The 26,588-nt window shown below is 66.2% G+C and carries 32 protein-coding genes; 13 read left to right on the top strand and 19 right to left on the bottom strand.

Annotated elements, in window-relative coordinates:
• Window positions 1-4: 4 nt before the first annotated feature.
• From trmD to BLQ71_RS11870, 13 genes are all read right to left on the bottom strand, one after another.
• The gene (trmD, locus tag BLQ71_RS11930; protein WP_043140800.1) at window positions 5-808 is read right to left on the bottom strand and encodes a tRNA (guanosine(37)-N1)-methyltransferase TrmD; all 804 of its coding nucleotides are present in this window, start codon (window positions 806-808) and stop codon (window positions 5-7) included.
• A 71-nt stretch (window positions 809-879) separates the two neighbouring features.
• Window positions 880-1,971 carry a hypothetical protein gene (locus tag BLQ71_RS11925; RefSeq protein ID WP_133066150.1) on the bottom strand — a complete coding sequence of 364 codons (1,092 nt, stop codon included), beginning with the start codon at window positions 1,969-1,971 and terminating at the stop codon, window positions 880-882.
• Window positions 1,972-2,256: 285 nt separating this feature from the next.
• Entirely contained in the window at window positions 2,257-2,763 is a 507-nt protein-coding gene (rimM, locus tag BLQ71_RS11920) for a ribosome maturation factor RimM (protein WP_043140804.1), read from the bottom strand.
• Window positions 2,764-2,954: 191 nt separating this feature from the next.
• The gene (gene rpsP, locus BLQ71_RS11915; protein WP_043140807.1) at window positions 2,955-3,317 is read right to left on the bottom strand and encodes a 30S ribosomal protein S16; all 363 of its coding nucleotides are present in this window, start codon (window positions 3,315-3,317) and stop codon (window positions 2,955-2,957) included.
• Window positions 3,318-3,361: 44 nt separating this feature from the next.
• Window positions 3,362-3,658 (bottom strand): chorismate mutase, encoded by a 297-nt coding sequence (locus tag BLQ71_RS11910; protein WP_043140810.1) that lies wholly within the window; start codon window positions 3,656-3,658, stop codon window positions 3,362-3,364.
• Between the two features lie 36 nt (window positions 3,659-3,694).
• Complete coding sequence (locus BLQ71_RS11905; protein ID WP_069210592.1) at window positions 3,695-4,297, bottom strand: GNAT family N-acetyltransferase; 603 nt, start codon at window positions 4,295-4,297, stop codon at window positions 3,695-3,697.
• Window positions 4,297-4,866, bottom strand: coding sequence for a GNAT family N-acetyltransferase (locus BLQ71_RS11900; protein ID WP_043140815.1), 570 nt, complete (start codon window positions 4,864-4,866; stop codon window positions 4,297-4,299). The genes BLQ71_RS11905 and BLQ71_RS11900 overlap by 1 nt, the downstream gene beginning before the upstream one ends.
• Window positions 4,863-5,369, bottom strand: coding sequence for a GNAT family N-acetyltransferase (locus BLQ71_RS11895; protein ID WP_069210594.1), 507 nt, complete (start codon window positions 5,367-5,369; stop codon window positions 4,863-4,865). The genes BLQ71_RS11900 and BLQ71_RS11895 overlap by 4 nt, the downstream gene beginning before the upstream one ends.
• Window positions 5,366-5,893, bottom strand: coding sequence for a GNAT family N-acetyltransferase (locus tag BLQ71_RS11890; RefSeq protein WP_043140820.1), 528 nt, complete (start codon window positions 5,891-5,893; stop codon window positions 5,366-5,368). The genes BLQ71_RS11895 and BLQ71_RS11890 overlap by 4 nt, the downstream gene beginning before the upstream one ends.
• On the bottom strand, window positions 5,890-6,423 hold the full coding sequence (locus tag BLQ71_RS11885; protein ID WP_074621877.1) for a GNAT family N-acetyltransferase: 534 nt from the start codon (window positions 6,421-6,423) through the stop codon (window positions 5,890-5,892). The genes BLQ71_RS11890 and BLQ71_RS11885 overlap by 4 nt, the downstream gene beginning before the upstream one ends.
• Before the next feature lie 100 nt (window positions 6,424-6,523).
• Entirely contained in the window at window positions 6,524-8,026 is a 1,503-nt protein-coding gene (ffh, locus tag BLQ71_RS11880; protein WP_069209541.1) for a signal recognition particle protein, read from the bottom strand.
• 222 nt (window positions 8,027-8,248) lie between these two features.
• Complete coding sequence (locus tag BLQ71_RS11875) at window positions 8,249-8,725, bottom strand: hypothetical protein (RefSeq protein ID WP_074621876.1); 477 nt, start codon at window positions 8,723-8,725, stop codon at window positions 8,249-8,251.
• Between the two features lie 73 nt (window positions 8,726-8,798).
• A complete protein-coding gene (locus tag BLQ71_RS11870) occupies window positions 8,799-9,380 on the bottom strand; it encodes an FMN-dependent NADH-azoreductase (protein ID WP_074621875.1) in 582 nt (193 codons plus the stop codon).
• Between the two features lie 126 nt (window positions 9,381-9,506).
• Between BLQ71_RS11870 and BLQ71_RS11865 the strand changes: the two genes are divergently transcribed.
• Together BLQ71_RS11865 and BLQ71_RS11860 are read left to right on the top strand one after the other, a co-directional pair.
• Entirely contained in the window at window positions 9,507-10,388 is an 882-nt protein-coding gene (locus BLQ71_RS11865) for a LysR family transcriptional regulator (protein WP_074621874.1), read from the top strand.
• Entirely contained in the window at window positions 10,385-11,290 is a 906-nt protein-coding gene (locus BLQ71_RS11860) for a DMT family transporter (protein WP_074621873.1), read from the top strand. Before BLQ71_RS11865 ends, BLQ71_RS11860 begins: the two co-directional genes overlap by 4 nt.
• 21 nt (window positions 11,291-11,311) lie before the next feature.
• On the opposite strand, the gene BLQ71_RS11855 is transcribed toward BLQ71_RS11860, so the two are convergent.
• Entirely contained in the window at window positions 11,312-11,653 is a 342-nt protein-coding gene (locus BLQ71_RS11855; RefSeq protein ID WP_074621872.1) for an ArsR/SmtB family transcription factor, read from the bottom strand.
• Between the two features lie 319 nt (window positions 11,654-11,972).
• On the opposite strand from BLQ71_RS11855, the gene BLQ71_RS11850 reads away from it, so the two are divergent.
• The 6 genes from BLQ71_RS11850 (at window position 11,973) to BLQ71_RS11825 (ending at window position 15,592) form a co-directional block, all read left to right on the top strand.
• A complete protein-coding gene (locus BLQ71_RS11850; protein ID WP_074622023.1) occupies window positions 11,973-12,389 on the top strand; it encodes an AtpZ/AtpI family protein in 417 nt (138 codons plus the stop codon).
• On the top strand, window positions 12,379-13,137 hold the full coding sequence (locus tag BLQ71_RS11845; RefSeq protein WP_043140837.1) for a F0F1 ATP synthase subunit A: 759 nt from the start codon (window positions 12,379-12,381) through the stop codon (window positions 13,135-13,137). The genes BLQ71_RS11850 and BLQ71_RS11845 overlap by 11 nt, the downstream gene beginning before the upstream one ends.
• Window positions 13,138-13,214: 77 nt before the next feature.
• Entirely contained in the window at window positions 13,215-13,436 is a 222-nt protein-coding gene (locus BLQ71_RS11840; RefSeq protein WP_043140840.1) for a F0F1 ATP synthase subunit C, read from the top strand.
• 85 nt (window positions 13,437-13,521) lie between these two features.
• Window positions 13,522-14,073, top strand: coding sequence for a F0F1 ATP synthase subunit B' (locus BLQ71_RS11835; RefSeq protein WP_074621871.1), 552 nt, complete (start codon window positions 13,522-13,524; stop codon window positions 14,071-14,073).
• Window positions 14,074-14,077: 4 nt separating this feature from the next.
• Window positions 14,078-14,638: a F0F1 ATP synthase subunit B gene (locus BLQ71_RS11830; protein ID WP_074621870.1), complete on the top strand. Its 561-nt coding sequence runs from the start codon at window positions 14,078-14,080 to the stop codon at window positions 14,636-14,638.
• Between the two features lie 144 nt (window positions 14,639-14,782).
• Window positions 14,783-15,592, top strand: coding sequence for a division plane positioning ATPase MipZ (locus BLQ71_RS11825; RefSeq protein WP_074621869.1), 810 nt, complete (start codon window positions 14,783-14,785; stop codon window positions 15,590-15,592).
• 161 nt (window positions 15,593-15,753) lie between these two features.
• On the opposite strand, the gene BLQ71_RS11820 is transcribed toward BLQ71_RS11825, so the two are convergent.
• Window positions 15,754-16,965, bottom strand: coding sequence for a TsoY family (seleno)protein (locus tag BLQ71_RS11820; protein WP_074621868.1), 1,212 nt, complete (start codon window positions 16,963-16,965; stop codon window positions 15,754-15,756).
• A 242-nt stretch (window positions 16,966-17,207) separates the two neighbouring features.
• Between BLQ71_RS11820 and BLQ71_RS11815 the strand changes: the two genes are divergently transcribed.
• The 3 genes from BLQ71_RS11815 to BLQ71_RS11805 all read left to right on the top strand — a co-directional run bounded on the left by BLQ71_RS11815 (window position 17,208) and on the right by BLQ71_RS11805 (window position 22,052).
• Complete coding sequence (locus BLQ71_RS11815) at window positions 17,208-17,528, top strand: hypothetical protein (RefSeq protein ID WP_074621867.1); 321 nt, start codon at window positions 17,208-17,210, stop codon at window positions 17,526-17,528.
• Window positions 17,529-17,644: 116 nt separating this feature from the next.
• Window positions 17,645-21,100 carry a chromosome segregation protein SMC gene (gene smc, locus BLQ71_RS11810; RefSeq protein ID WP_074621866.1) on the top strand — a complete coding sequence of 1,152 codons (3,456 nt, stop codon included), beginning with the start codon at window positions 17,645-17,647 and terminating at the stop codon, window positions 21,098-21,100.
• Window positions 21,101-21,209: 109 nt separating this feature from the next.
• The gene (locus BLQ71_RS11805; RefSeq protein ID WP_074621865.1) at window positions 21,210-22,052 is read left to right on the top strand and encodes a DMT family transporter; all 843 of its coding nucleotides are present in this window, start codon (window positions 21,210-21,212) and stop codon (window positions 22,050-22,052) included.
• A gap of 9 nt (window positions 22,053-22,061) precedes the next feature.
• Here BLQ71_RS11805 and BLQ71_RS11800 read toward each other — a convergent pair whose 3' ends face one another.
• Window positions 22,062-22,502, bottom strand: coding sequence for an NUDIX domain-containing protein (locus BLQ71_RS11800; RefSeq protein ID WP_043140858.1), 441 nt, complete (start codon window positions 22,500-22,502; stop codon window positions 22,062-22,064).
• A 55-nt stretch (window positions 22,503-22,557) separates the two neighbouring features.
• Between BLQ71_RS11800 and BLQ71_RS11795 the strand changes: the two genes are divergently transcribed.
• Together BLQ71_RS11795 and BLQ71_RS11790 are read left to right on the top strand one after the other, a co-directional pair.
• Window positions 22,558-23,313: an alpha/beta fold hydrolase gene (locus tag BLQ71_RS11795; protein WP_074621864.1), complete on the top strand. Its 756-nt coding sequence runs from the start codon at window positions 22,558-22,560 to the stop codon at window positions 23,311-23,313.
• On the top strand, window positions 23,303-24,448 hold the full coding sequence (locus BLQ71_RS11790) for an alpha-D-ribose 1-methylphosphonate 5-triphosphate diphosphatase (RefSeq protein WP_074621863.1): 1,146 nt from the start codon (window positions 23,303-23,305) through the stop codon (window positions 24,446-24,448). Before BLQ71_RS11795 ends, BLQ71_RS11790 begins: the two co-directional genes overlap by 11 nt.
• A 112-nt stretch (window positions 24,449-24,560) precedes the next feature.
• On the opposite strand, the gene BLQ71_RS11785 is transcribed toward BLQ71_RS11790, so the two are convergent.
• The 3 genes from BLQ71_RS11785 to BLQ71_RS11775 all read right to left on the bottom strand — a co-directional run bounded on the left by BLQ71_RS11785 (window position 24,561) and on the right by BLQ71_RS11775 (window position 26,477).
• Window positions 24,561-25,634: a 5-(carboxyamino)imidazole ribonucleotide synthase gene (locus tag BLQ71_RS11785; RefSeq protein WP_074621862.1), complete on the bottom strand. Its 1,074-nt coding sequence runs from the start codon at window positions 25,632-25,634 to the stop codon at window positions 24,561-24,563.
• Window positions 25,635-25,698: 64 nt separating this feature from the next.
• Window positions 25,699-26,187, bottom strand: coding sequence for a 5-(carboxyamino)imidazole ribonucleotide mutase (purE, locus tag BLQ71_RS11780; RefSeq protein WP_043140869.1), 489 nt, complete (start codon window positions 26,185-26,187; stop codon window positions 25,699-25,701).
• 65 nt (window positions 26,188-26,252) lie between these two features.
• Window positions 26,253-26,477, bottom strand: a complete 225-nt coding sequence (locus BLQ71_RS11775) for a YdcH family protein (RefSeq protein WP_074621861.1) — start codon at window positions 26,475-26,477, stop codon at window positions 26,253-26,255.
• Window positions 26,478-26,588 lie beyond the last annotated feature (111 nt).

Below are 26,588 nucleotides of genomic sequence, written 5' to 3'. Positions count from 1 at the left end.
GGGGTCAGTCCTCCGTGCCAAGATGCGCCTGCCAGAGATCCGGTCGGCGTTCCTGTGTCAGCTTCTCGGATTCCGCGCGGCGCCAGGTCTCGACCGCGCCGTGATTGCCGGACAGCAGAACCGGCGGGATTGCCCGGCCCTGCCATTCGGCGGGACGGGTGTATTGCGGATGTTCCAACAGTCCGTCGGAAAAGCTTTCTTCCTCGGCGGACTCGGCATTGCCCAGGACGCCGGGCAAGAGGCGTACAATGGCATCCAGCATGACCTGCGCGGCGATTTCTCCGCCGGTCAGAACGTAGTCACCGATGGACACCTCGGCGATGTTGAAATGGTCGATCACGCGCTGGTCCAGACCCTCGAAGCGGCCGCAGATCAAGGTGATCCCGGGACGCGTGGCAAGATCGCGCGCCATGCCCTGCGTGAATGGCCGTCCGCGTGGCGACAGGTAGACCAGCGGTGCCCCGGCGTGCTGGGTGGCGCGCGCGGTCTCGATCGCCGCGCCCATGACATCGGGGCGCAGCACCATTCCCGCGCCGCCGCCGGCGGGCGTGTCATCGACGTTGCGGTGCTTGCCCTCGCCGAAGGCACGCAGCGGCACGGTATTCAACTGCCAGAGCCCGTCCTTCAGCGCCTTGCCGGTCAGGGACAGGCCAAGCGTCCCCGGAAAGGCCTCGGGGAAAAGGGTGATGACCTGAGCGCGCCAGGCGCGGGCCAGTTCTGCCTCCGGGTCCATCAGCTCGCGGGGCTTGAGCGTGGGGCGGATCGTCTTGCGCCCGTGGGACCGGGCCGGGGGGGACTTGTCTGTCATGGGTAAGGGCGTCCTGCTTTGACGCGCCCTTTAGCCCGAGCCGGGGGCAGGGGGCAAGGATGTGCCCGATCTCAGAGATAGTCGGCCCGGTTCGGCGCGGCGACGAGCCGTCCCAGGACGATGTCCCAGGCCGGGCGCGGACGGGCCTCGCGGCCTTCGTGCAGGACAAGGATGCACTGCGGGTCCGGCCAGCGCGGTTCGCGGTTCAGCACCGCAAGCCCGTCCAGTTCCCGTACCAGGGCGGCGGCACTGTCGCTGTCCGGCGCATAGGCCAGTTCCTGGCTGCGGTAGATCCCGGCGTTGCAGTTGTCGATGATCCGGCGCACCTGGCCCAGAAAGCCGAGGTCGCCGTCGATCTCGGCATTCTGCAACTGGGACTCATCGGTCAGGCGGGCCAGGTAGGCGGCAACCGTCGCGCGATCGCAGTCGGGCTGGGTCACGCACCACAGCGCCGCGCTGCGCTGGGCGGGGTCTGCTGGGTCGTGCTCCAGAACGATGCGATGCCACAGGTCCCTGTCCACCGTGCCTAGGCTTTGCAGCGCCTCGGTCAGGGTGCCGGGCTGCGGGCTGGCGGCGAACATCAGGCGGGTGGCCTGAAAGGCGGCAAAGGCCCGGTCGTAGGCGGCGCGCGCCTCGGTGATCCTTTCGATCTCTTCGCGCAGGCTCAGCACCACGTCGGGACGTTGGAACATCTGGGCGATGCGGCCGGCCTCGCCCGGATCCGCTTTCAGCAGGCGTTCCAGCTGGGTCAGTGCAATCGTCATGTCGCGCGGCAGTTCTGCAAGGTCCGTGACCTTCCAGCTGTCCAGGATGCGTCCCAGAATGCGCGCGATGGCGGTTTCCCGGGTCGGCGGGGCCTCGGGTTCGGCGCGCAGGTCCACGGCGGCGGCCAGGGCATCGGCCAGTGCAAGGCGCTGATCCGCGGTCGAGGGCAGGGTGTCGTCAGGTCGGCGCAGAGAGGCGCGCCGCAAAAGGACGGGGCCGGCCGGGCGCGGGCGCGCCTTGCGTCCGCGTAACGACGTCATGAGTGCATAGAGGCTGCCTATCCCGCCGATGGCCAGACCGATCGGCACGCCGATGGCAGAAGCCGGCAACAGCGTGGCCAGAAAGGCTGGGCCGATGGCCACACCTGCCAGTGCCAATCGATACACGAATGCGTCCACGGTAGCCCCTCAAATCCACGTCGAATGCGGCTAAAATTGGCCGAAAATTGCGGCTTGATCGTGGCGCGAAACGGCCCAAATTCCCGGCCTGCGTTTCGCAGGTGGTGACATTGCGGGCTGTTCTGTGTGGTTGTTTTCGGGGTGCGTGAAATCCCTCAGGGCGCGGCCGGGATGCGGCAAAAGTCCAGATCGAAACGGGACCAAAACGAGTCACGGGCAGGGGTTGCCGTGGCGCGTGCGGGATCAACTATGGCGCGATTTGCGCAACCGGCGTAGGCCGGGCACTCAGTCGAACAAGCCCTCGGGAGGGTCTGCCACGATCCGGCCCGCGGTCAGGTCGACGGTGGGTACCGCCGCCAGCGTGAAGGGCAGGAGCACGGTGCTGGACTTGCCCGGAACCTGAAGCTCCAGCAGGTCGGTGGCACCGTGGTTCTGGACCGCGCGGACCTTGCCCAGTTCAACACCGCCGGCGTCGAAGACCGGCAGGCCGATCAGGTCGGCGTGGTAGTATTCGTCGTCGGGAAGATTGGGCAACCGGTCACGCGGGGCGTAAAGGCGAGTGCCCTTGAGCGCATCCGCCTCTTCCTTCGTCCGAACCCCGGACAGGTGGGCGGCAAAGCCGTTCTTGATTTCGCGGGTGATCTCGATGTCGAAGAGGCGCGCGCCGTCCTCGGTGCTCAGCGGCGAATAGTCGGCCACCGCAAGCGGATCGGATGTGAAACTCTTGAGGCGCACCTCACCGTGGACGCCGAAGGCGCCCGCGATCGCGCCAACGCAGATCGTGTCAGTCATTGGGATATTCCGAAACAGACGCCATCACGGGCCTCGCCTCCCTTGTCCTCACAGCGATCATGCCATGTCAATTCGGAATAGAGAAACCCGGCGGTGAAGGCGATCACCAACAGGAAGAAACTGCGCAACAGGCGAAACATGGGGAATGGGACGGGACGGCGGGGCTGGCCCGCCGTCCCGCTGTACGGATCTTATTCCGCGTCGGCGCCAGCCGCTGCGGCGGCCTTTTCGGCCTTCTCTTCGGCGCGTTCCTGGGCTTTCTTGCCCGGGGTGCCCTTCTTGGGGTTGTTGCGCTCTTTCTTCTCGATCACGCCAGCGGCTTCGAGGAAGCGCGACACGCGGTCGGTGGCCTGTGCGCCTTCGCCCAGCCAGTACTGGATGCGCTCGACGTCCATCTTGACGCGCTCTTCGCTGTCCTTGGGCAGGAGCGGGTTGTAGGTGCCCAGCTTCTCGATGAAGCGACCGTCGCGCGGCATGCGCGAGTCGGCGGCCACGATGCGGTAGAAGGGACGCTTTTTCGAGCCGCCGCGGGCGAGACGAATCTTGACTGCCATTTGTTTTCTCCTTTGTCGAATGGCTGAAGACGGACAGGGCCGTCTTACGTCTGGTGTTGCTTGTGGTGCTGTATGACTTCCTGAATGACGAAGTTCAGGAATTTCTTGGCGAATTCCGGGTCGAGGTCGGCCTGGGTCGCAAGATCCTGGAGCCGCGCGATCTGTTTTTCCTCACGCGCGGGGTCGGATGGGGGAAGCTCGTGCTGCGCCTTGAGGACGCCCACGGCCTGGGTGTGCTTGAACCGTTCGGCCAGGGTGAAGACAAGGATCGCGTCGAGCCGGTCGATGCTTTCGCGATGCTCCTTCAACAGTTCCGCGGCGCGGATGACGGGATCGGTCATTGTGCGGTCCTTTCGGGCGAAACGGGGCGGGCGATGTCAGTCAACGGCCCAGCCTTTCGGTTTGAACAACGGGTCCTGGTAATGCGCGATTTCCATCGCGACCCCATGACCGACCTGGCCGCGCAGTTCGTCGAGCGAGGGATGGCGGTAGACCGCGTCGCTGCCGTCGATCGAGGGCGCGGTTGCGTCCTTCTTGCAGCCGAGGCGTTCGGCCAGGCGGATCGAGTCCAGGTTCTTGGGGTCGATGTAGCTGACGGCGCTTTCCCACCCAAGATCATGGTAGAAATGCCGCCGCACCCGGTCGGTCGCCTCCAGCGCATAGCCCTTGCCGGCCTGGTCCGGCCAGATGATCCAGGCGATCTCGCGCTCGGGCCATTTCGCGGGGAACCAGCCACCAGCCATGCCCACGGTTTCGCCGGTTTCGCGAAGGTGGATCATCCACATGCCGAACCCGCGGATTTCCCAATGGCCGATCTCGGCGGCGTAGAGCATCCAGGTTTCGTAGGCATTCAGCGGCCCGCCCATGAAACGCGACCGGTACGAGGCAAAGGTGGCCTTGAAATCGGGGTAATCATGGGGCTCCGGCCCACGCAGGATCAGCCGCCTGGTTTCCAGGACGGGGATGTCGCGATGACCCATCAGGCGGCCTCCTTGTAGTGGCGGAAGACAAGGGTGCCATCGGTCAGCGCGGCCTCTGCCTCGGCGTCGCGACGGGCGCCAAGCCGGGTCATCAGGCCGATGCTGCGGTCGTTCCCGGGGGCGACATAGGACACGATGCTGTCCCACTTCAGCGCCTCGAAGGCATGGGCGCGCACGGCCTCGACCGCCTCGGTGGCATAGCCCTGCCCTTCGGCCTCGGCGGTCAGGAAGATGCCAAGCTCGGGCTCGGGGTCTTCGTATTCGTAGCCGATCAGCGCAAAGCCCGCCGAGGGCGTGGTGCTGGCATCGATGGTCCAGAGCCCGAAGCCGTGCAGCAGCCAGCAGGCGCAGTAATTGGTGAAATCCGCCCAGGCGCCCTCGCGGGTCATCGGGCCGCCCATGTGGACCGCGCGCTCGGAACAGAGGATCGTCGCGTAGGCGTCGAAATCGTAGATCCGCGGGCCGCGCAACTGCAGGCGCCGGGTGTCGAGCACCGGCAGCCGGCCACCCAACCGGGCGGCGACGCGGGCGCCGGGTCCCGGGATATGACGTTCGCAGGGCGCGGTCATGCCTGCCCCCCGGTGTGGCGCCAGACCTGGGCGGCATGACCCAGCAGGTCCGTATCCCGTTCAAAATGCGCGCCCAGCCGTTCTGCAACCCTGCGTGAGGGCGCGTTGTCGGGATGGATGTAGGAGATCAGCGGGCCAAGACCGCGTTCCGTGCCGGCCCAGTCCCGGATGCGGGCCGCTGCCTCGGTGGCAAAGCCCTGTCCCTCGAACCCGTCGAAGATGTGCCAGCCCAGTTCGGGCTCGTCCCACATGACATGGTTGACGATGCCCACGCGTCCGACCTTTTGCCCGTCGTGCAGAACCATGAAAAAGCCGTAGCCGCGCAGCGCCCAGTGGCCGAAACCGGACAGGAAACCGCGCCACTGGTCGAATTCATCGGTCACCGGCCCGCCGACAAAACGCGCGCGGTCCGAGGCCATGAAGGCGGAAATGACAGGATAGTCCTCTTCCAGCGGCGTACGCAGGGTGAGGCGATCGCTGGTCAGGGTGATCTGAGGGATCATGCCAGCGCCTCCGGACCGGGGTGGCGCCAGAGTTCGTCCTCGCCCATGTTCTCGTTGTGATAGGTGCGCTCGTAGGCGGCACCAAGGCGGCGCGCCAGCGCCTTGGACCTGTCGTTGCCGGGAACGATGTTCGAGGTGAGCGTGGTGAACCCCAGGTCGTCATAGGCCCAGCGGCGGGCGCGTTCCGCGGCCTCGCGCGCGATGCCCTTGCCTTCGAACCCGTCGAAAACGACCCAGCCCAGTTCCGGTTCCGGCCAGGATTCCGGGAACCAGATGCCGGAGATGCCGGCGGCCTCGCCGGTGTCCTTCACCTCGATCACGAAGTAGCCAAAGCCATGCCAGTGCCAGTGGCCGACGTTCATGGTGAACCAGCGCCAGGCGTCGCCCCGTTGCGGGATGTGGCCAAAACCGTCGGCGCGCACCGGATCCTGCAGGAAGGCGATGACCGCTTCGGCGTCGCGTTTTTCGGGGCCGCGCAGGATCAGGCGGTCGGTTTCCAGGCGGGGGGCATTGGTGAGGCTCATGCGTAGGCCTCCGGGCTGCCGTCCGCGTCGGGGCTGTGGCGATAGACCAGCGTTTCCTGCGCCGTCTCGCCCTCGGGCAGTTGCGCGTCGGGGTCGTGTACCGCGCCCAGCCGTTCGGCCAGGGCACGGGACCGGGTGTTGTCGGGGTGGATGTAGCTGACCAGCGTGGACCAGCCCTGCGCCCAGGCCCAGTGCAACGCGGCGGTGGCGGCCTCGGTGGCATAGCCCTTGCCCTCGAAGCCTTCGAAGAAGATCCAGCCGATTTCGCGCTCGGGGAATATCGGGGGGCGGGTGATCGCCACCTGGCCGATGACCCGGCCATCCTTGAGGTCGACGCCCCAGCCCCCGTGCCCCAGAAGATCCCAACTGCCGACCTCCGACGCGAAGCCGAGCCATTGGTGCGTCAGGCTTTTCGGGCGCCAGACATAGGCGGCCCGGTCGCTCTGGTGAAAGTCCCAGAACGGGGTCATGTCGCTTTCGACATGGGGGCGCAGTGTCAGGCGCGGAGTATGCAGCGTGGGGGCGGGCATGGGCGAGTCAACGTGATCGGCGGTTCCTGTGGCGAGGGCGGGTGCCTCCGGCGGGAGGTATTTTCAGCCCAAAGAAACGCCGTGTCGGTCTGTCCTTTCGTTACTTCTTCTTGCCGAAACCGGAGAGGCCGGGGGGCAGGGCGCCGCCGCCGAGGCCGGGCATGCCGCCCTTGGCTCCCATCTGCTTGGCCGCGGCCTCCAGCGCCTTGGGATCCATGCCCTGCGCCATTTCCGGGGGAAGGCCTCCCTTGCCGCCGAACATGCCGCGCATCGCCTGTTTCAGCATGCCGCCTTTGCCCATCTTGCCCATCTTCTTCATCATGTCGGACATCTGGCGCTGCATTTTCAGCAGCTTGTTGAGGTCGGCGACCTCCATGCCCGCGCCCGCCGCGATGCGTTTCTTGCGGCTGGCCTGCAGGATCTGCGGGTTGGCGCGTTCCTTTTTCGTCATCGAGTTGATGAGCGCGATCTGCTGGCGCAGCATCTTGTCGTCGATGCCCGCGCCGTCCATCTGCTTGGCCATCTTGCCCATGCCGGGCATCATGGACATCATGCCCTCCATGCCGCCCATCTTGATCATCTGGTCGAGCTGCATCTTGAGGTCGTTCATGTTGAACTGACCTTTCTGGAAGCGCTTCATCATGCGCTCGGCCTGTTCGGCCTCGAGCGTCTGTTGCGCCTTTTCCACCAGCGCGACGATGTCGCCCATGCCCAGGATGCGGCCCGCGACGCGGTCCGGCTCGAAGGTTTCGAGCGCGTCCATCTTTTCGCCAAGGCCGACGAACTTGATCGGCTTGCCGGTCACGGCGCGCATCGAGAGCGCCGCACCACCACGGCCGTCGCCGTCCATCCGGGTCAGCACGACGCCGGTGATGCCGATGCGGCTGTCGAAATTCTCGGCGGTGTGCACAGCGTCCTGGCCGGTCAGGCCGTCGACGACAAGGATGGTCTCGCGCGGGTTGGCGACGTCGCGCACCGCCTCGACCTGGGCCATCAGCTCTTCGTCGATGGAAAGGCGCCCGGCGGTGTCCAGCATGTAGACATCGTAGCCGCCGAGGCCCGCCTGGGTCTTGGCGCGTTTGGCAATCGCCACCGGGTCCTCGCCCTTGACGATGGGCAGGGTGTCGACGCCGATCTGCTGGCCGAGGATGGCCAGCTGTTCCATCGCCGCCGGGCGGTTGACGTCAAGCGAGGCCATCAGGACCTTCTTGCCGTCGCGCTCCTTGAGGCGCTTGGCCAGTTTCGCGGTGGTCGTGGTCTTGCCGCCGCCCTGCAGGCCGACCATCAGGATCGGCGCGGGCGGGCTGTCGATGCGCAGCTTGCCGGGGTCGCCATCTTCGCCGGCCAGGACGGCGATCAGCTCGTCATGGACGATCTTGACGACCTGCTGACCGGGGGTGACGGACTTGGTGACAGCAGCGCCGGTCGCCTTCTTTTCGACGGCCTTGATGAACTGGCGTGCCACGGGCAGCGAAACGTCGGCCTCGAGCAGGGCCACGCGAACTTCGCGGAGGGCGGTGCGGACGTCATCCTCGGACAGGGCGCCCTGCTTGGTCAGACGGTCGAAGACGCCGCCGAGGCGTTCGGAGAGATTTTCGAACATGGGGCGCAGGGCCTCCTTTTCCTTCGTATTGCGCCACTCAAGGTAAGGGCGCGCGGCGTGCATCACAATCGGATGGGTCAAAGCGCGAGAGCCCCCGTGGGCGCAACGCGCTGACGGAGGGCGATCCCGGGCATAGCCCAAGGGACCGGAAGGCCAGAGGACTCCCGGAGGTTGGGTGCATATAGAGAGGAGGTTGGCTGCGAGTCAAGGCCCGCGGTCTTGTCAGTCCTCGACCCCCAGCCAGGCGTTGATGGCGCGGGCCATGCGGCCCTTGCGCCATCCGCCGGAGCTGTAGCCGCCTGTCAGCGAATGGGTGCCGGAGTGTTCGCCCCCTGACACCTGCAGGACCAGCTTGTAGAGGCGGTTGCCGGATGTGCGTCGGCGCAGGACCTGTGCCCGGGTGATGGAGGCCAGCGGTAGGGTAAGGTCGCGCCTGCCGAAAAGCCTGGCAAAACGGATTGTGGCCGTGCCCGTTTCGCGATCAAGGAGGATATGCGTGCGGCGGGACAGCAGCCAGACGCCCAGCCCGATCATGCCCAGGCCCACGGCCACTAAGATGCCGCCTTGTGCCTCTCCGGCCCCCAGGGCGGTGACGCCGAGCGCCGTGAAGAGCACGCCGAAGACGGACAGAAGAAACCCGGCCAGCCAGCTCCGAATGCTGGCCTCGAACCGGGTTTCGCTGTTCTGGATGACGCCCATGCCTTCAGGTTAGGCAGGTCGGCGCATCGGGTCAAATCCGGGCAGCCCCGTGGGGGCCGCCCGGATGGTTGGATCAGGCGGCCAGATGCGCCAGGTCGTCCGCCGCGCGGGCCTTCGACGCTTCGGCGTCGATCATCTGGCGGTCCGACCGCACCACCTGGATGTCGGTGATGCCGATGAAGCCCAGGACGTGACGCAGCCAGGGGGTGGCAAAGTCGATCGGGCCGTCGACCTCGGTGCCGCCCGAGGCGACGGTGATGATGGCGCGCTTGCCCTTCATCAGGCCCTCGGGGCCTTCTTCGGTGTAGCGGAACGCGATGCCGGCGCGGGCAATCTGGTCGAACCAGGCCTTGAAGCCGGAGGGCACGCCGAAGTTGTAGATCGGCAGCGCGATCACCAGCGTGTCGGCGGCGCGCAGTTCCTCGATCAGTGCGTCGGACAGGGCCAGGCGGGCGCGCTGATCAGGGGTGCGCTCGGCCTCGGGGGTGCCGTTGGCTTCCAGCCAGCGGGTGTCGATCTGGGGCACGGTTTCTGCCAGGTCGCGCGAAACGACGGTGGCGGGGTTCAGGCGCGAGATCACCTCGTCGGCAAGCTGGCGGCTGACGGAATCGGTGCCACGGGCAGAGGCGTCGATGCGGAGAACGGTGTTGGTCATCAGTCGGGTCCTTTCCAGGAATGATGCATTCGATGGACCACAACTTGATCATTGCATTTCTGAACGCAATATCGCATCAAGCGCAAATGGTGTGCGCATATGCGCAGGTGGCCAAGCGAGGGGCAGATGGACAACTGGGATGAGATCCGCACGGCCTACCAGGTCGCCCGGCTGGGAACGGTCAGCGGCGCCGCAGAGGTGCTGGGCGTGCACCACGCGACGGTGATCCGTCATATCGACGCACTGGAGGGGAGGCTGGGTGTCAAGCTGTTCCAGCGACATGCGCGTGGCTATACGGCGACCGAGGCGGGCCATGACCTGATGCGCGTGGCGCAGACCACCGACGACCAGTTGCAGCAGCTGGAGGGCCGGATAAAGGGGCGCGGCAACGAGGTGGCGGGTGACCTTCTGGTCACGTCCCTGGTGGCCTTCGCACCGCTACTGGTCCCGGCGCTGACCAGTTTCCGCGCGCAATACCCGGACGTGATCGTGCGTTTTCTGACAGACGACCGGGTGTTCCGGCTGGAATACGGTGAGGCGCATGTGGCGCTGCGCGCCGGTCCTGCCCCGCAGGAACCGGACAATGTGGTGCAAAGCTTTGCCCGCCAGGACATCGCCCTTTATGCGCATCGCGACTACATCACGAAGCACGGGATGCCCGAGGGCGAAGGCGACCTTAAGGATCATTTCTTCGTCTCCCACGACGATCCCGAAAGCCGCGCGCCTTTTGCGCGCTGGCTGCGCGGGCATGTGCCGGCGGACCACGTCGTCTTTCGCAGTACCGATTCCCGGGTGCTGGAGGCCGCGGTGGCCGAGGGTGCGGGGATCGGCTTCATGGGCGCGCGGGAGGCCGCGATGCGCCCGGAGCTGGTGCAGGTCATGCCCCCGCGCGAGGACTGGGCCTCGCCGCTCTGGCTGGTGACCCATGTGGATCTGCACCGGACCGCCAAGGTCCAGGCCTTCCTGTCGCATCTTAAGGCCTTCGCGGGCGAAGGTTCGGCCCGATGAGCGAGGCAGGGCGCGGGCACCTGGCCATGCTGGGCTTTGCCATGCTGGTTTCGGGATCTTTTTCGCTGGGTGCGATGGCGGCCCCCTTCATCGAACCCGAGGTGCTGAACGCGGTGCGTTTCCTGCTGGCGGGGGCGGTGCTCTGGGGCTGGGCGCTGGCGACGGGCAAGGTGACGCGCGCGGTCTTTGATGCGCCCTGGCGGTACTTTGTCCTAGCCGGACTCTTCGTCATCTATTTCGTCACCATGTTCGAGGGGCTCAAGACGGCGGCCCCGGTCAGCATGGCGGCGGTCTTTACCCTGAACCCGGCGCTGACGGCGGTCTTTGGCTACATGGTCGTGCGCCAGGTCACCACGGCCCGCATGGCGCTGGCCATCGTCGTGGGCGGGGTCGGCGCGCTCTGGGTGATCTTCGATGCCGACCTGGCGGCCTTGATGCGATTCGAGGTCGGGCGCGGCGAGGCGATCTATTTCTGGGGCTGCGTGGCGCATGCCCTCTACGCGCCGATGCTGCGCAAGCTGAGCCGCGGGGAATCCGGCATCGCCTTCAACGCGGGTATCCTGACAGCCGGGTCGGTGATCCTGTGCATCTGGGCGGGGCCGGGCCTGATGGCGATGGACTGGGCCGCATTGCCGATGATCGTCTGGTGGACGATCCTCTACGTCTCGCTGGCGGCGACGGGCGTGACCTTCCTGATCCTGCGCTACGCGACCCTGCGGCTGCCGGCAGCCAAGGTCATGGCCTACACCTACATCGTGCCGTCCTGCGTGATCCTGTGGGAGCTGGTGCTGGGGCGGGGCGTGCCGACGGCGATGGTCCTGCCGGGGGTCGCGCTGACTGCCTTGTCGCTGCTCCTGTTGCTCAAGGACGAAGAAAAGCCCGAGGAAGTGACTGCGGCCTGAGATGCCCCGGCTGTGGCGGCCTCAGGGCTTGTCCTCGGGCGCGGGGGCCAGTTCCTGTTCAAGGAAGCGTTCAAAGCCGTCGAGGTCGAACTGGTCGAACTGCCCAAAGGCCTGCATCCAGATGCTGGCTTCGCGCAGGGCGTCGGGTTCCAGCTTGCACCATTTCACGCGACCGCGCTTTTCCTGGCTGATAAGGCCCGCGCGGGTCAGGATGACGAGGTGCTTGGATATCGCGGCCAGCGACATCTCGAACGGGTGGGCGACATCGGTCACCGCCATGTCGTCCTCCAGCAGCATCGACAGGATGCGGCGGCGCGTCGGATCGGCGAGCGCGGCAAAGACGGTGTCGAGCCGGTCGCTCATCTTGTCCTGGCGCGGAGAGCGGTGGCCGCGGGCGTTTGTCGGCGGCAATGGAAGGGGCGGGCGAACATGGGGCGATCCTGAGCGGTTTAGGCCGGTTTGGGCGGGTCCCGTGGAAAACTCAACCGCTAAGTTGAATTTGCAATTGCAGCATGGTTGGCGCCCAAACGGGCTGCGGCGGAATGACCTCTGCCTTGGCGCCTCTGAAATAGTCATTTAATTACAGTATCTTGAGGCGCCCATATTCGGCTCGCCATGCGTGTTGACTCGATGCGCCCCCCAGCTTAGCACCATGCCAACCCTGACCGGAGCCATCTGCACCGTGAGCGACCCTGACCCCAAGCGAAAGCTGGATGACCTGGACGCCAAGCTGAACGCCTACAAGGCGGGACGCAAAGTGGAGAAGGCCCATCAGGAAGAACACTACTCGCAGGCCAATATCGCCTGGCGGATGGTGACGGAAATGGTTGCCGGTCTGGGGATCGGGTTCGGGATCGGATACGGGCTCGACGTTCTCTTGGGCACCAAGCCGTTGCTGATGGTGGTGTTTGCATTGCTGGGCATCGCCGCGGGCATCAACGTGATGCTGCGGACGGCGAAAGAGGTCCAGGCGAGACAGGGTTCCGGACCGCAGTCCGGAACAGGCCCTGAGCGGGCCAAGGCGGACCGCCCCGACGGGGGCACGAACGACAACGCCCGGTTGACCGGCGCGGATGAGGGGAAAAGAGATGGCGACTGAAAGCGCAGAAACGGCAGACGGCGGCCTGGTGTTCCACCCGATGGACCAGTTCATCGTCAAGCCGCTGTTCGGCCACGGTGAAGTGGGCATGTTCACCATCACCAACGTGACGCTCTGGCTGTTCCTGGCCATCGTCGCCGTTGTCCTGATGATGGTTCTGGGCACCTCCAAGCGCGCCATCGTGCCGTCGCGGTCGCAGTCGGTGGCCGAACTGGCCTACGGTTTCGTCTACAAGATGGTCGAGGACGTGACCGGCAAGGACGGGCTGAAGTACTTCCCCTACATCATGACCCTGTTCATGTTCATCGTCTTCGCCAACTTCCTTGGCCTGATCCCGATGAGCTTCACCACGACCTCGCATTTCGCCGTCACCGTGGTTCTGGCGCTCTCGGTCTTCCTGACCGTGACCGTGCTGGGCTTCGTCAAGAACGGCGCCGGTTTCCTGAGCCTTTTCTGGGTCTCCAGCGCACCCTTGGCGCTGCGCCCGGTCCTGGCCCTGATCGAACTGATCTCGTACTTCGTGCGTCCGGTCAGCCATTCCATTCGTCTTGCGGGTAACGTCATGGCGGGCCACGCCGTGATCAAGGTCTTCGCGGGGTTTGCCGCAATCGCCGCCATCTCGCCGATTTCGGTGCTGGCAATCACGGCGATGTACGGCCTTGAGATCCTGGTGGCCTTCATCCAGGCCTACGTCTTCACGATCCTGACCTGCGTCTACCTCAAGGACGCACTGCATCCGCATCACTAAGGCAGATGGGTCGGACGACCCATCCTACCGCACAGAACACCTCGATACAGAAACTTCCAATCGTAAGGAGATACACAATGGAAGGTCTCAACTTCATCGGCGCCGGTCTCGCAGCAATCGGTTCGGGCGCAGCCGCCATCGGTGTGGGCAACGTTGCCGGCAACTTCCTGGCCGGCGCCCTGCGCAACCCCTCGGCAGCTGCTTCGCAGACCGCCACCCTCTTCATCGGCATCGCATTCGCGGAAGCACTGGGCATCTTCTCGTTCCTGGTTTCGCTGCTGCTGATGTTCGCCGTCTGATCCACGGAACTTAACGATCCTTACGCGCGGGCGGTCAGGCACGCCTGACCGCCCGATGTAGAGACAAGTTCCGACGGAGGACAAAATGGCGACCGAAACTCACGGAGCCGAAGCCGTCAGCACCTGCGTGGACTCGCACGGCTCTGCCGTCGGGATGCCGCAGCTCTGCGGTGACTGGATCGGCAACCAGGTCTTCTGGCTGGTGATCACGCTGGTCGTGATCTACTTTGTGCTGGCCCGCATCGCCCTGCCGCGCATCGCGGCCGTTCTGGCGGAACGCCAGGGGACGATCACCAACGACATCGCCGCCGCCGAAGATCTCAAGCGCAAGGCCGAAGAGGCCGAAGCCGCTTATGACAAGGCGCTTGCCGATGCCCGGGCCGAGGCCCAGGTTATTGCGCAAAAGGCGCGTGACGACATCAAGGCCGACCTCGACGTCGCAATGGAAAAGGCCGACGCGGAAATCGCGGCCAAGGCTGCCGGGTCGGAGAAGGCCATCGCCGAGATCCGCGACAGCGCCCTTGCAAATGTCGAAGTCGTGGCCAAGGACACCGCAGGCGCCATCGTGGCCGCCCTGGGGGCATCCGCCGACGACGCCAAGATCGCCGCTGCGGTCGACGCGCAGCTGAAAGGGTAAGGTTATGAAGAAACTCATCCTTCCCGTGATCGCAGCGCTGGCCGCGACCCCGGCTGCCGCCGCATCCGGCCCCTTCTTTTCGCTGGGCAACACCGATTTCGTGGTGCTGCTTGGCTTCATCGTCTTCATCGGCGTCCTGATCTACTTCAAGGTGCCGGGCCTGCTCATGGGCCTGCTGGACAAGCGCGCCGAGGGCATTCAGGACGAGCTGGACGAGGCACGTAAGCTGCGTGAAGAAGCTCAGTCGTTGCTGGCGAGCTACGAGCGCAAGCAGCGCGAAGTTCAGGGCCAGGCCGACCGCATCGTTGCCCATGCCAAGCAGGAGGCCGAACTGGCCGCCGAGCAGGCCAAGGCCGACATCCAGGCCTCGATCGCCCGCCGCCTTCAGGCCGCCGAAGGCCAGATCGCATCGGCCGAGGCCGCAGCGGTCAAGGAAGTGCGCGACCGTGCCGCTGCCGTGGCCGTGGCTGCCGCGCGCAACGTGGTGGCCGAGCAGATGACTGCCGACAGCGCGGGCAAACTGATCGACGACGCGATCGCAGACGTGAGCGCCAAGCTCCACTGACCGCGTCCCGAGGGACAGTGACGAGGCCCGGCCAAAGTGCCGGGCCTTGCGCGTTGCAGGCCCCCGGTGGGCCTAATCGCCGGAACAGGCAGCAAGACCGGACCGCGAGAGACATCGCGGCCGCACCAGAACAAGGGTTGAGGCGTGGCACATATCATCGTCGTGGGGAACGAAAAGGGCGGGGCGGGCAAGTCGACCATCGCGATGCATGTCGCGACGGCGCTTGCGCGCATGGATCATCGGGTCTGGACGCTGGACCTGGACCTGCGTCAGCAGAGCCTGGGGCGCTACCTTGCCAACCGCCGTGCCTGGCTGAAGAAAGAGGAACACGACCTGCCCGTGCCGGGGTACATGGCCTTGCCCGAGGCCGATCCCGCTGCCCTCGCGGCGGGTGAGCAGGCCGCCGACAACCGCCTCAGCCGCGCGGTCGCAGAGCTGGAGCCCAAGTCCGACTTCATCATCATCGACTGCCCCGGCGCCTACACCCGTTTGGCGCAGGTGGCGCATTCGCTGGCGGATACGCTGGTGACGCCCCTGAACGACAGTTTCGTCGATTTCGACCTTCTTGCCCGGATCGAGGGCGACGGCGAGACCATCGCCGGCCCGTCGGTCTATGCCGAGATGGTCTGGTCGGCGCGTCAGCTCCGGGCACAGGCCGGGCTGCAGCCGATGGACTGGATCGTGCTGCGCAACCGGATCGGTGCCCAGCAGATGATCAACAAGGCCAAGATGGAAAAGGCGGTCGCAACCCTGTCAAAGCGGATCGGCTTTCGCGTTGCGCCCGGCTTCTCGGAACGGGTTGTGTTCCGAGAGCTGTTCCCGCGCGGGTTGACCCTGCTGGACCTGCGCGACATCGGCGTGCGCAGCCTGAGCCTTTCGAACATCGCGGCCCGGCAAGAGGTGCGTGACCTCGTCAAGTCGCTGAAACTCCCGGACGTCACGGTCAACTTCTAGACGTCCTGCGTTGGGCGCGATTCACAACGTCCCGTGTTTCTTTGGGCACGAAATTCTTCGGGGGTCCGGGGGCAGAGCCCCCGGCGCCGCCTTGGCGGCAAGAAAAAAGACCGGACCCGAAGGTCCGGCCCATGAATCCGGCCAAGGATTTGGAGGAGATGTTACTCGGCCGGAACCGCTGCGGGGGTTGCCTTGGCAAAGTGCTGGCGGTTCAGGCGCAGCACCAGGGCGATGGCAACCACCTGCGACGCGATGGCCAGCCCGGTGACGCCCCAGTAGGCAAGGTCGAACTTGTCCACGACACCGGCTGCGACCAGACCCTTGTTGGCAAAGAAGTGGATCATCACTGCCAGGGCCACGAAGGGGCATACCAGGGCGTAGGAGCCCGGCGAGGTCTTGGACCCCATCACGAAGTCGCTGAAGTACCCCTGCGCCTTGAGCACCACTGCCCCGAGGCCAAGGAAGGCCAGCTGGATGCCCAGCAGGCGGGCAAGGAAGACCATCGTTTCGCCGGCGTTGCCATGTGCGTCAAAGCTGGTGTGCAGCCCGTGATCCTGGCGCAGGAACATGATTCCCAACACGGTGACGATCGGAACGATGATCATCAGGGTCGGGCCGGCTTCGCGCGCGGTGCCATGCTGCAACATCGAGCCGAAGGCCGTGATGCTGGCAAACGCGGCGTAGAGAACCGCGATGGTGCCGAGGATGGTCGAGATCACCAGGGCGACACCGACGGTCGTGGCGCTTGTGCTCATGGCGGCGGGGGCGGCAAAGCCGACCGCGATCATCGACAGCGCGAAGGCCGGGGTGAGCTGCGCGAAGGAGTTATGCGCGGTCACGTCGAACAGCCCACCCTTGGCCAGCACGCGGCCCAGGAAATCACCGATCAGACGGAAGGCGATCACGGCAATCAGGCCAAAGCCGATCATGGCCAAGGGGAACAGGTATTCCACCACGTTCCAGAGTTGGGGCACGAAGACGAGGCCGATGATGAAACCGACGTTCACCGACATTGCCAGCGCCAGCGGCATCGCAAGAAGTGTGGATTCGGCGTTGGAATTGCGCAGCTCTTCGTAGGCCGGGCCCTTCTTGAAGGCGCTGTAGGACGCAAGGTTCCAGATCAGCGACTTGATGTTGAGAAAGGCAAAGCCGGCAATGCCCGCCATCGCGATCAAGATTGCGGCCTGAATGTAGGGGCCGCCTTTGGCCCAGGCGGCCATGATGTCTTCGAACACCGGGACGGGCTGGCCGGGGTGGGGCACCCAGAACATGAGGAACATGAAGAAACTGACCGCGATGCCGCCGGCGCCCAGCGAGGCGAGAAAGTAGATCGGGGAATAGCTGTCTGCGGGTCTTTGTGCTGCGTTGGCCATGAGGGCCTCCTGTGACATGCAGGTAAACATTCATCAGATGGAATGTAATATACATTCTAAAATAAGAATGTAAAGGGTGGCGTCGATTGCCCGCCATGCACGCCACACATGACGGGATTAACCACTTCGTAACCAGGTTCAGGCCAGAATTGGCCATGCGCGGTTATCCCTGTGTTCTTCTTCTGCTCGGCCTCGTCGGATGCGCATCGGCGGGGCCGGGTTTTTATGGAGCAGAGAAACACATGCGCTCGGTCGAAGGATCACGCTTTAGCCTTAGGTTCCGCGGCCCCTTGGTCGAGGCCACACGCACCTCCCCGGAATGGTTGCCCCGGTTCGAAGAGATCGCTCGCAAGGCCGGCATCGCGGCGCAGATCGAAACCGGTTGCCGCGCCAAGTGGGTCGAGGGCGATCCGGCGATGATGTGGATCGGATTGTCCTGCGACGGCAAACCTGCACCGCAAATGCCCCGACGGCCCCGCACCATCCAATGTGCCATTGATGAACCCGCCCCGCGAGCGACCCGGCGCGGTTTGGTCTTGGATTGCGGCGCAGGCCGGCGTTAGGTCGCAATATCTTGTGGAGAAGTGGTGCGAAGCCGCCATATGGGGCGTCCTTTCCTTGACTCGGCACCCCCCGAAAGCGCAGGCTGAGGTCCAATCCCGGAATCGGACATGGCCCATTGCGCTTTTCCAGACTCAGACTCACCGGCTTCAAGAGCTTCGTCGATCCGACGGACCTGATCATCAACGACGGGCTGACCGGCGTGGTCGGTCCCAACGGCTGTGGCAAGTCCAACCTTTTGGAGGCGCTGCGCTGGGTCATGGGCGAAACCCGGGCCAAGGCGATGCGTGGCGGCGGGATGGAGGACGTGATCTTTGCCGGCGCCTCGTCGCGGCCCGCCCGCAACTTTGCCGAGGTCAGCCTGCATATCGACAACGCCGACCGTCTGGCCCCGGCGGGGTTCAACGACCACGATCATCTGGAAATCGTGCGCCGCATCACCCGTGACGTCGGCAGCGCCTACAAGGTCAACTCCAAGGACACGCGGGCGCGCGACGTGCAGATGCTGTTCGCGGACGCGGCGACCGGGGCGCATTCCCCGGCACTGGTCCGGCAGGGGCAGATCAGCGAGTTGATCAACGCCAAGCCCAAGAACCGACGCAAGGTGCTGGAGGATGCCGCCGGGATCGGCGGGTTGTACCAGCGTCGGCACGAGGCCGAGCTGAAGCTGAAGAACACCGAAGCGAACTTGTTGCGGGTCGATGATGTGGTTGAGCAACTGGCTGGACAATTGGCCGCGCTGGCCAAACAGGCCCGGCAGGCGGCGCGCTATCGGGCCATCGGGACCGAACTGCGCCAGGCCGAGGGCATGTTGTTGTATCGCCGCTGGCGCGAGGCTGACGATGCCCGTGCCGCGGCAGAGGCTGCATTGCGCGAGACGGTGACACGGGCCGCGCAGGCGGAAACCGCGGCGCGTGCCGCCGAAAAGACCCGGGCCGAGCGCGAAGAAACCCTGCCGCCCCTCCGCGAGGAAGAGGCAATCGCGGCGGCCGTTCTGCAGCGATTGATCGTCCAGCGTGACACGCTGTCCGATCAGGAAAAGCAGGCGCTGGCCCGGATCGAGACCCTGCGCAACCGGATCGCCCAACTGGTCCGTGACATGGACCGCGAGGCGGGGCTGAACCGCGACGCCGGAGAGACCATCGAGCGGCTGGAATGGGAGGCCCGAGAGCTTGCCAAGGCCTCGGAAGGGCACGAGGACCGGCTGGCCGAGGCGCATGAGGCTGCACGCGAAGCCTCGGGCGTGTTGCAGGCCCGCGAGGCGGAGCTGGAACAGCAGACAGAGGATGTCGCCCGTCTGTCCGCGCGCCACCAATCCGCGCAGCGCTACCTCGCCGATTGCCGCAAGACGGTTGAGCGGAACGAAAGCGAGGCCGCCCGGGCGCGTGCCACGGTCGACACCGCCAAGGAGGCACAGGCCCGGTCGCGCGAGGCGGCAGAGGCCGCGCAGGCCCGCCTGGCCGAGGCGCAGGAGGCGGCGGAGCAGGCCGAGGTAACCCTGACCGAGGCCGAGGCCGCCCGTGCCGATACGCAGGCCCGCGAAGCCGAGGCGCGTGGGGAACGCTCCGAGGCCGAGGGCCAGATGAATGCCCTGCGGGCCGAGGTGACGGCGCTGGCCCGCTTGTTGGACCGCGACACCGCCGAGGGCGGGCAGATCCTGGATCGGCTGCAGGTGGAACAGGGCTATGAAAAGGCACTGGGTGCGGCGCTGTCGGACGACCTGCGCGCCCCCGAGGTCGAGGGCGACGGGCCGACCGGCTGGGTCGTGTTGGCGGCCTACGACACCACGCAGCCGCTCCCCGATGGCGCCTCGCCGCTGGCGGGCCATGTCTCTGTTCCCGACGTGCTGGAACGGCGGCTGAGCCAGATCGGCTTGGTGGACCCCGAGGATGGCCCGCGCCTGCAGGCCTTGCTGAAACCCGGTCAGCGTCTGGTGACGCTGGAGGGCGATCTCTGGCGCTGGGACGGCTATCGCGCCTGGGCCGAGGATCAGCCCTCGGCGGCGGCGCTGCGGCTGGAACAGCTTAACCGGCTGGAAGGGTTGAAACAGGAAATGGCCCGCGCCTCGGCGCAGCTCGAAGGGACGCAGGCCGCGCATGAGGCGCTGGTGGCGCAGTTGAGCGCGCTGACCGAGGCCGACAAGGCGGCGCGCGCGGCACGGCGCGCGGCGGATCAGGCCGTGACAGAGGCCGCCCGGGCGCAAAGCCGCGCCGAGGCCGAACGCGACATGGCCGAGGGCAAGGTGGAAAGCGCGAGCCTGTCGGTCAAGCGCTACGAGGACGAGGCCGGCGCGGCACGCGGCCAGCTGAAAGAGGCCGAGCGCGCACTCGAAGGGTTGGACGATCTCGAAGAGGCGCGCGCGCAGGCCGAAGACATCAAGATGACGGTCGAGGCCGCGCGGATGACCATGATGGCCCGCCGCTCTGCCCATGACGAGTTGCGCCGCGACGGCGAGGCCCGCAAGGGGCGCGCCCAGCAGGTGACCAAGGACCTGTCGGGCTGGCGCCATCGCCTGGAAACCGCCGAGAAACGCGCCACCGAACTGGCCGAGCGCAAGGCCGAGAGCGAAGCGGAACTGGCCCAGGCCGAGGAGGTCCCCGGCGAGTTGGAGGCGCAGCGCGACGACCTGACCGGCGCGATGGAAACGGCCGAAGACCGCAAGGCGGCGGCCAGCGATGCATTGTCGGCGGCTGAAAGCGCCCTGCGCGAGGCGATCACCGCCGAACGCGACGCCGAACGTCAGGCCGGTGAGGCGAGAGAGGCGCGGGCGCGGGCCGAGGCACGGGCCGAGGCCGCCCGCGAAACCGTCGAGGCCGCCGCAGAGCGCATCACCGACGAGTTGGAAACCACGCCGGCGACGCTCTTGGAGCAATTGGACGTGGACCCGGACCAGATGCCCGCCTCGGACAAGATCGAGGCCGAGGTGTCGCGCCTGAAACGCCAACGCGATGCCTTGGGTGCGGTCAACCTGCGTGCCGAGGAAGACGCCAAGGAAGTGCAGGAAGAGCATGACACGCTGGTGGCGGAAAAATCCGACCTCGAAGAGGCGGTCAAGACGCTGCGCTCGGGCATTGCCAGCCTCAACCGCGAAGGGCGTGAACGCCTGCTGACCGCTTTCGAGCAGGTGAACAGCAATTTCTCGATGCTGTTTACCCATCTTTTCGGCGGCGGCGAGGCCAGCCTGATGATGGTCGAAAGCGACGACCCGCTGGAGGCCGGGCTGGAGATCATGTGCCAGCCACCGGGCAAGAAACTGTCGACCCTGTCGCTGATGTCTGGCGGTGAACAGACCCTGACCTGCCTGGCGCTGATCTTTGCGGTCTTCATGGCCAACCCCTCGCCGATCTGTGTGCTGGACGAGGTGGACGCGCCGCTGGACGATGCCAACGTGACCCGGTTCTGCGACATGCTGGACGAGATGTGCCGTCGCACGGACACGCGGTTCCTGATCATCACCCACCACGCGGTGACGATGGCGCGGATGGACCGGCTGTTCGGCGTGACCATGCAGGAGCAGGGCGTCAGCCAGCTTGTCTCGGTCGACCTCAAGCGCGCCGAGAGCCTTGTGGCCTGAACCAGGCACACGGCGCCGTCACGTTCACGTCAAAGGGTTTTCGCCACGGGCCAATTGCGCCATGTAGGGCGGGCTGTTCCTTTGATCCGGTTCTCCGCTACGGTATCCCATGCGCCTGTTTCTTCTGATCGCCCTGACAATGGTGGCTTTTGCCGCGAACTCTGTCCTGAACCGGGCTGCCCTGGCCGCGGGCGGGATCGACGCGGTGAGTTTCGGCACCATCCGCCTGTGGTCCGGTGCGGCGATGCTGGTGCTGCTGGGGCTGGTGCTGCGCGGACGAATTGCGCTGGGCGGCGCCGGACGGGTGGCCGGGGTGCTTGGGCTGGTTCTCTACATCTATGGGTTCTCGGTGGCCTATGTGGCGCTGGACGCGGGCCTTGGGGCGCTGATCCTCTTCGGGACGGTCCAGGTGACCATGTTCGGCGGCAGCCTGATCGGCGGAGAGCGCCCTCCGGCCCTGCGCTGGGCCGGGGCGGCGCTGGCCTTTGGCGGGCTGGCATGGCTGCTCTGGCCGGGGGGTGGCGTTGCGCTCAGCCTGACGCACGGTGCGGCGATGGTCCTGGCCGGGTTGGGCTGGGGCATCTATTCGCTGGCCGGGCGCAAGGCCGAGGATCCGCTGCTGGCGACCGGGGCGAACTTCCTGCTGGCCGTGCCAATGGGCTTTCTGCTGGGGCTGGTTTTGCCGGTCAGCCCCGAGGCGACGTCATCAGAGCCCACAGGCATCCTGCTGGCGGTGATCTCGGGCGCAGTGACCTCGGGTCTGGGCTATGCGTTGTGGTATCATGTCCTGCCGCAGATCAAGGGCAGCGTCGCGGCGGTGGCACAGTTGAGCGTGCCGGTGATCGCGATGGCGGGCGGCATGATCTTTCTGGGCGAGGCACTGTCGCTGGATTTCGTCATCGCCGCGGCGGTGGTCCTGGGCGGTGTGGCCCTGTCGGTGCTGCGGAAATAGCCGCGTGGATCAACGCAGGATCGGTTCCAGCGGGTCATAGCCGGGCCCTTCGCCCCAGGCGACATCGGGCAGGCTGGAGGGTTTCAGGCGCAGGCGCGTCAGCTCGTCCCGCGCAAAAAAGCGCCGCTTGTGCACCACGCCCTCCGGGTCTTTCCAGTCGTCGGTCAGCGTGCCTGCGGTGATGCGGGCGCGAAAGAAGATCTCGACCTGGTGAAAACCGCGCTTGGGGTCGTGGAACTCGTTGACGAGGCAGGGGGCGCCGACCTCCACGCGCAGGCCGGTTTCTTCCAGCACTTCACGGGCGAGGTTTTCGGGCAGGCTCGAGTGCGGCTCGACCCCGCCGCCGGGGGCGCACCACAGGTCCGACAGGTTGCCGGGCCAGGCGTTGACCAGCAGCAGGCGGTTGTCCTGCAGGATCACGGCGCGGCAGGCGATGCGGGGGGCGGGCAACGGGGCACTCCTTTCATGACTTTTCTAGGCGCTGGCGGGACGCTATGCCAGCGTCATGAAATGGTTTCTCCTCTGTCTTGTCCTGCTTGCCCCTCTGCCTGCGCGGGCCGGGGATTGCGTCATCCTGCTGCACGGGCTGGCGCGGACCGAGTATTCGATGGCGCTGCTGGGCGCGGTGCTGGAATCGCGCGGGCATCGCGTCATCATCCCCGGCTACGATTCGACCCGCTACCGGGTCGAACACCTAGCCGAAGAGACCCTGCCGGAGGCGGTGAACCGTTGCGGACCCAAAACGGTGCATTTCGTCACCCATTCGATGGGCGGCATCCTTTTGCGGCACTGGCTGCGGGACCATCGCCCGCCCCGGTTGGGCCGGGTGGTGATGATGGGCCCGCCAAATGGCGGCAGCGAGATCGTGGATCTTGCCGGGGGCTGGGAGGTTTTCGAGTGGATGAATGGTCCGGCGGGCCAGCAGCTGGGCACCGGGCCGCAGGATCTGCCCGCGCGGCTGCCGCCGGTGGATTTCCCTTTGGGGGTGATTGCCGGGTCCCGGACCCTGAACGCGCTGACCAGCTCGGTGATCCCCGGGGAGGACGATGGCAAGGTTTCGATTGCGTCGACCCGCGTCGACGGCATGGCTGACCACATCGTTCTGCCGGTCACCCATACCTTCATGATGCAGGCGCCCGAGGTCATGGTGCAGGTGGTGCGGTTCCTGGAAGAGGGGCATTTCCAGCCGGGCGCGGACTGGCGCCTGCTGCTGGACGAGGCGGACCTGGACTGCCTGCTGGGAGAGTGCAATGCCGATTGAACTGGACCTTCAGGGTGCGCGGGTGTTGCGGCCCGGTGGCTGGGATCACGGGCCCCTGTCGCTGGCGGGCGGGGTGATCGTCGACGGACCGGTGGGACGCGCCGTGGACCTGTCCGGCTATGACCTGCTGCCCGGGATTGTCGACGTGCATGGCGACGGGTTCGAGCGGCACATGGCGCCGCGCCGGGGCGCCCTGCGGGAACGCGACGCGGGCATGGTGGCCTGCGCCGCCGAACTGGGGGCCTGCGGGATCACCACGGCCGTTCTGGCGCAGTTCTGGTCCTGGGAAGGCGGAATGCGCGGGCCGGAGTTCGCCGAAGAGGTCTTTGCCGCCGTGAGTGCCGTGGCCCCAACTGTGCCGGTGGACCTGCGGCTGCAGATGCGGCTGGAGACGCATTTCACCGAGAGTTTCGAAGCGGCCGAGGCGGCGCTGGCGCGCTGGGGGATCGGCTATGTCGTTTTCAACGACCACCTGCCGCATGCGCGGCTGGCCGAGGGGCGGCGCCCGCCGCGCCTGACCGGGCAGGCGTTGAAATCCGGTCGCAACCCTGAGGCGCACCTGGCACTGATGACGCGCCTGCATGACGCCGGGGACGCGGTCCCGGGCGTCCTGGATGCGCTATGCGCGCGGCTGGCCGCACAAGGGATCCGCATGGGCAGCCATGACGACCGGACGGCGGCGGGTCGGGCCGCGTGGCGCGCGCGGGGCGTCACGGTGTCCGAGTTTCCCGAAACGCTGGAGGCGGCGCAGGCGGCGCGGGACGCGGGGGAGCCGGTGGTCCTTGGGGCGCCGAACGTGGTGCGCGGGGCCAGCCATGCGGGCAATGTCTCGGCGCTGGACCTGATCGGCGCGGGGCTTTGTGATGCGCTGGCCTCGGATTATCACTACCCGGCGCCGGCGCGGGCGGCCTGGCGTTGTGTCGAGCTGGGCCTGATGGACGAGGCGGCGGCCTGGGCGCTGGTCTCGGAGGGGCCGGCGCGGGTGCTGGGCCTCGCGGATCGGGGGCGACTGGATACCGGCCTGCGCGCGGACCTGGTGGTGATGGACCGCGAGACGCGGCGCATCGCGGCGGTCTTTGCGGGCGGCGATCTGGCCTGGATGAGCGGGCCGGTGGCGGCACGCTTTATCAGTTAGCGGAGCGCTGGCACGCACAGGGTGGATTGCGTTCAGGCCACGCAGGCCTTGAGGAGGGCGCTGCCCTCCTCAAACTCCTCCCGAGGTATTTGGAAAACCAAAGAAAACCGGGTCAGTCCTTGGGGACAAGGAAATTGGCGTGACCCATCTTGCGGCCAGGCTTGGTCTCGGCCTTGCCGTAAAGATGCAGGGCACAGGCCGGATCGGCGGCAAGGGCGGGGACACGGTCCATGTCGTCGCCGATCAGGTTTTCCATGCGGATGTCGCTGTGGCGGCTGCCGTCGCCCAGGGGCCAGCCCGCGACGGCGCGGATGTGCTGTTCGAACTGGTCGGTCATGCAGCCGTTCTGGGTCCAGTGGCCGGAATTGTGCACGCGGGGGGCGATCTCGTTCACGATCAGCCCGCCGGGGGTGACGAAGAACTCGACCCCCAGGACGCCGATATAATCGAGCGCGTTCAGGATCTTGCCCGCTGTCAGAACGGCATCGGTGAGGGTGCGGTTGGGCAGGCTGGCAGGCACGGTGGTGGTGCGCAGGATGCCGCCCTCATGCACGTTCTGGCCGGGGTCGAATGCGGCGACGCGGCCGTCGGTGCCGCGCGCCGCGATCACGGAGATTTCGCAGGTGAAATCGACGAAACCTTCGAGCACGGCGGGCGCACCCTGCAGCGCGGCAAGCGCCTCTGCGGCGTCTTCGGGTTTGGTGAGCCGGGCCTGCCCCTTGCCGTCATAGCCGAAGCGGCGGGTTTTCAGGATCGAGGGAGTCCCAATGGTTTCAATGGCTTGAGCCAGGGAGGCCGCGTCGTCCACCGTTGCGAAGGGGGCGGTCTGCAATCCGAGATCGCGCAGGAAGGTCTTTTCGGTCAGGCGATCCTGGCTGATACGCAGCGCCTCGCGCCCCGGGCGGATCGGGCGGATCTGGTCCAGCGCGTCAAGCGCTTCGGTCGGGATGTTCTCGAACTCATAGGTGAGGACATCGACGGAATTTCCGAATTTTTCCAGGGCCTTGATGTCATCGTAGCCGGCCTGATGATGGAAGTTGGCCACATGCGAGGCGGGGCAATCGCCGCCCGGTTCAAAGATCGCGGTCTTGAATCCGAGGCGGCTGGCCGCGACGGAAAGCATCCGGCCAAGCTGGCCTCCGCCGAGGATGCCGATGGTGCTGCCGGTGGGGAGAGGGGCGGTCATGAGGGTACCTGCAGTTTGTACGTTTTGTACGTTTTGTACGGCGTTTCCGACGTTTTGTACAAAGTCAGTCGCGGAGGGGTTCATCGGCGATGGAGGCAGAAAGATCGGCCCGCCACTGGTCGAGCCGGGCGGCAAGATCGGCATCCTGAAGGGCGAGAATCCCGGCGGCCATGAGACCCGCGTTCTTCGCCCCCGCCGCACCGATGGCCATCGTGGCAACCGGGAAGCCGCGCGGCATCTGCAGGATGGAATAGAGACTGTCGACGCCGTTCAGCGCCCGGGTCTGGACCGGCACGCCGATTACCGGAACGCGGGTTTTCGAGGCCATCATGCCGGGCAGGTGCGCGGCGCCGCCGGCGCCCGCGATGATGACCTGCAGGCCCCGGGTGACGGCCGTCTTGCCGTAGTCCCACAGCCGGTCCGGCGTGCGGTGGGCCGAGACGATGCGCGCCTCGTACTCTACCCCGAGCTCGTCGAGAATATCCGCCGCCTCGACCATTGTGGGCCAGTCCGACTGGCTGCCCATGATGATGCCGACCCTGGGACTGTCCATGCCTGCCTCCGCGTTATGCGGGTGTTGTTATAGGCGATGGGGGCAGGGGCGCAATGGGGCGGCGTTCAGGCGATGATGTCGGGCAGCAGGCGGTCCTCGATCAGGGCGATCTTGTCCTTGAGCCGCAGCTTTTTCTTTTTCAGGCGCTGCAGCGTCAGGCGATCGGCGGTGCCGGTCTCCTGCAGTGCATGAATTGCCTCGTCGAGGTCGCGGTGTTCGCGGCGGAACACCTCCAACTCCACACGCAGAACGTCCTCGCTCTTCATGGCGATATCCGTGGGCGCGTTCATGAGCCTAATCCCTTGAGTGATACCCGGACCCCAAGATAGCGTTTCTGTGGCATTGCGCATAGCCCCTTGCGCGGATTAGCCCCTGTGCCCATATTTCAGGGGCAACGGTCG

This window comes from Antarctobacter albus (genome assembly GCF_900101505.1).
GTDB classification, from domain to species: Bacteria; Pseudomonadota; Alphaproteobacteria; order Rhodobacterales; family Rhodobacteraceae; genus Antarctobacter; species Antarctobacter albus.
The sequence above is the reverse complement of the archived record's forward strand: the minus strand, read 5'-3'. Positions and strand labels throughout refer to the sequence as shown.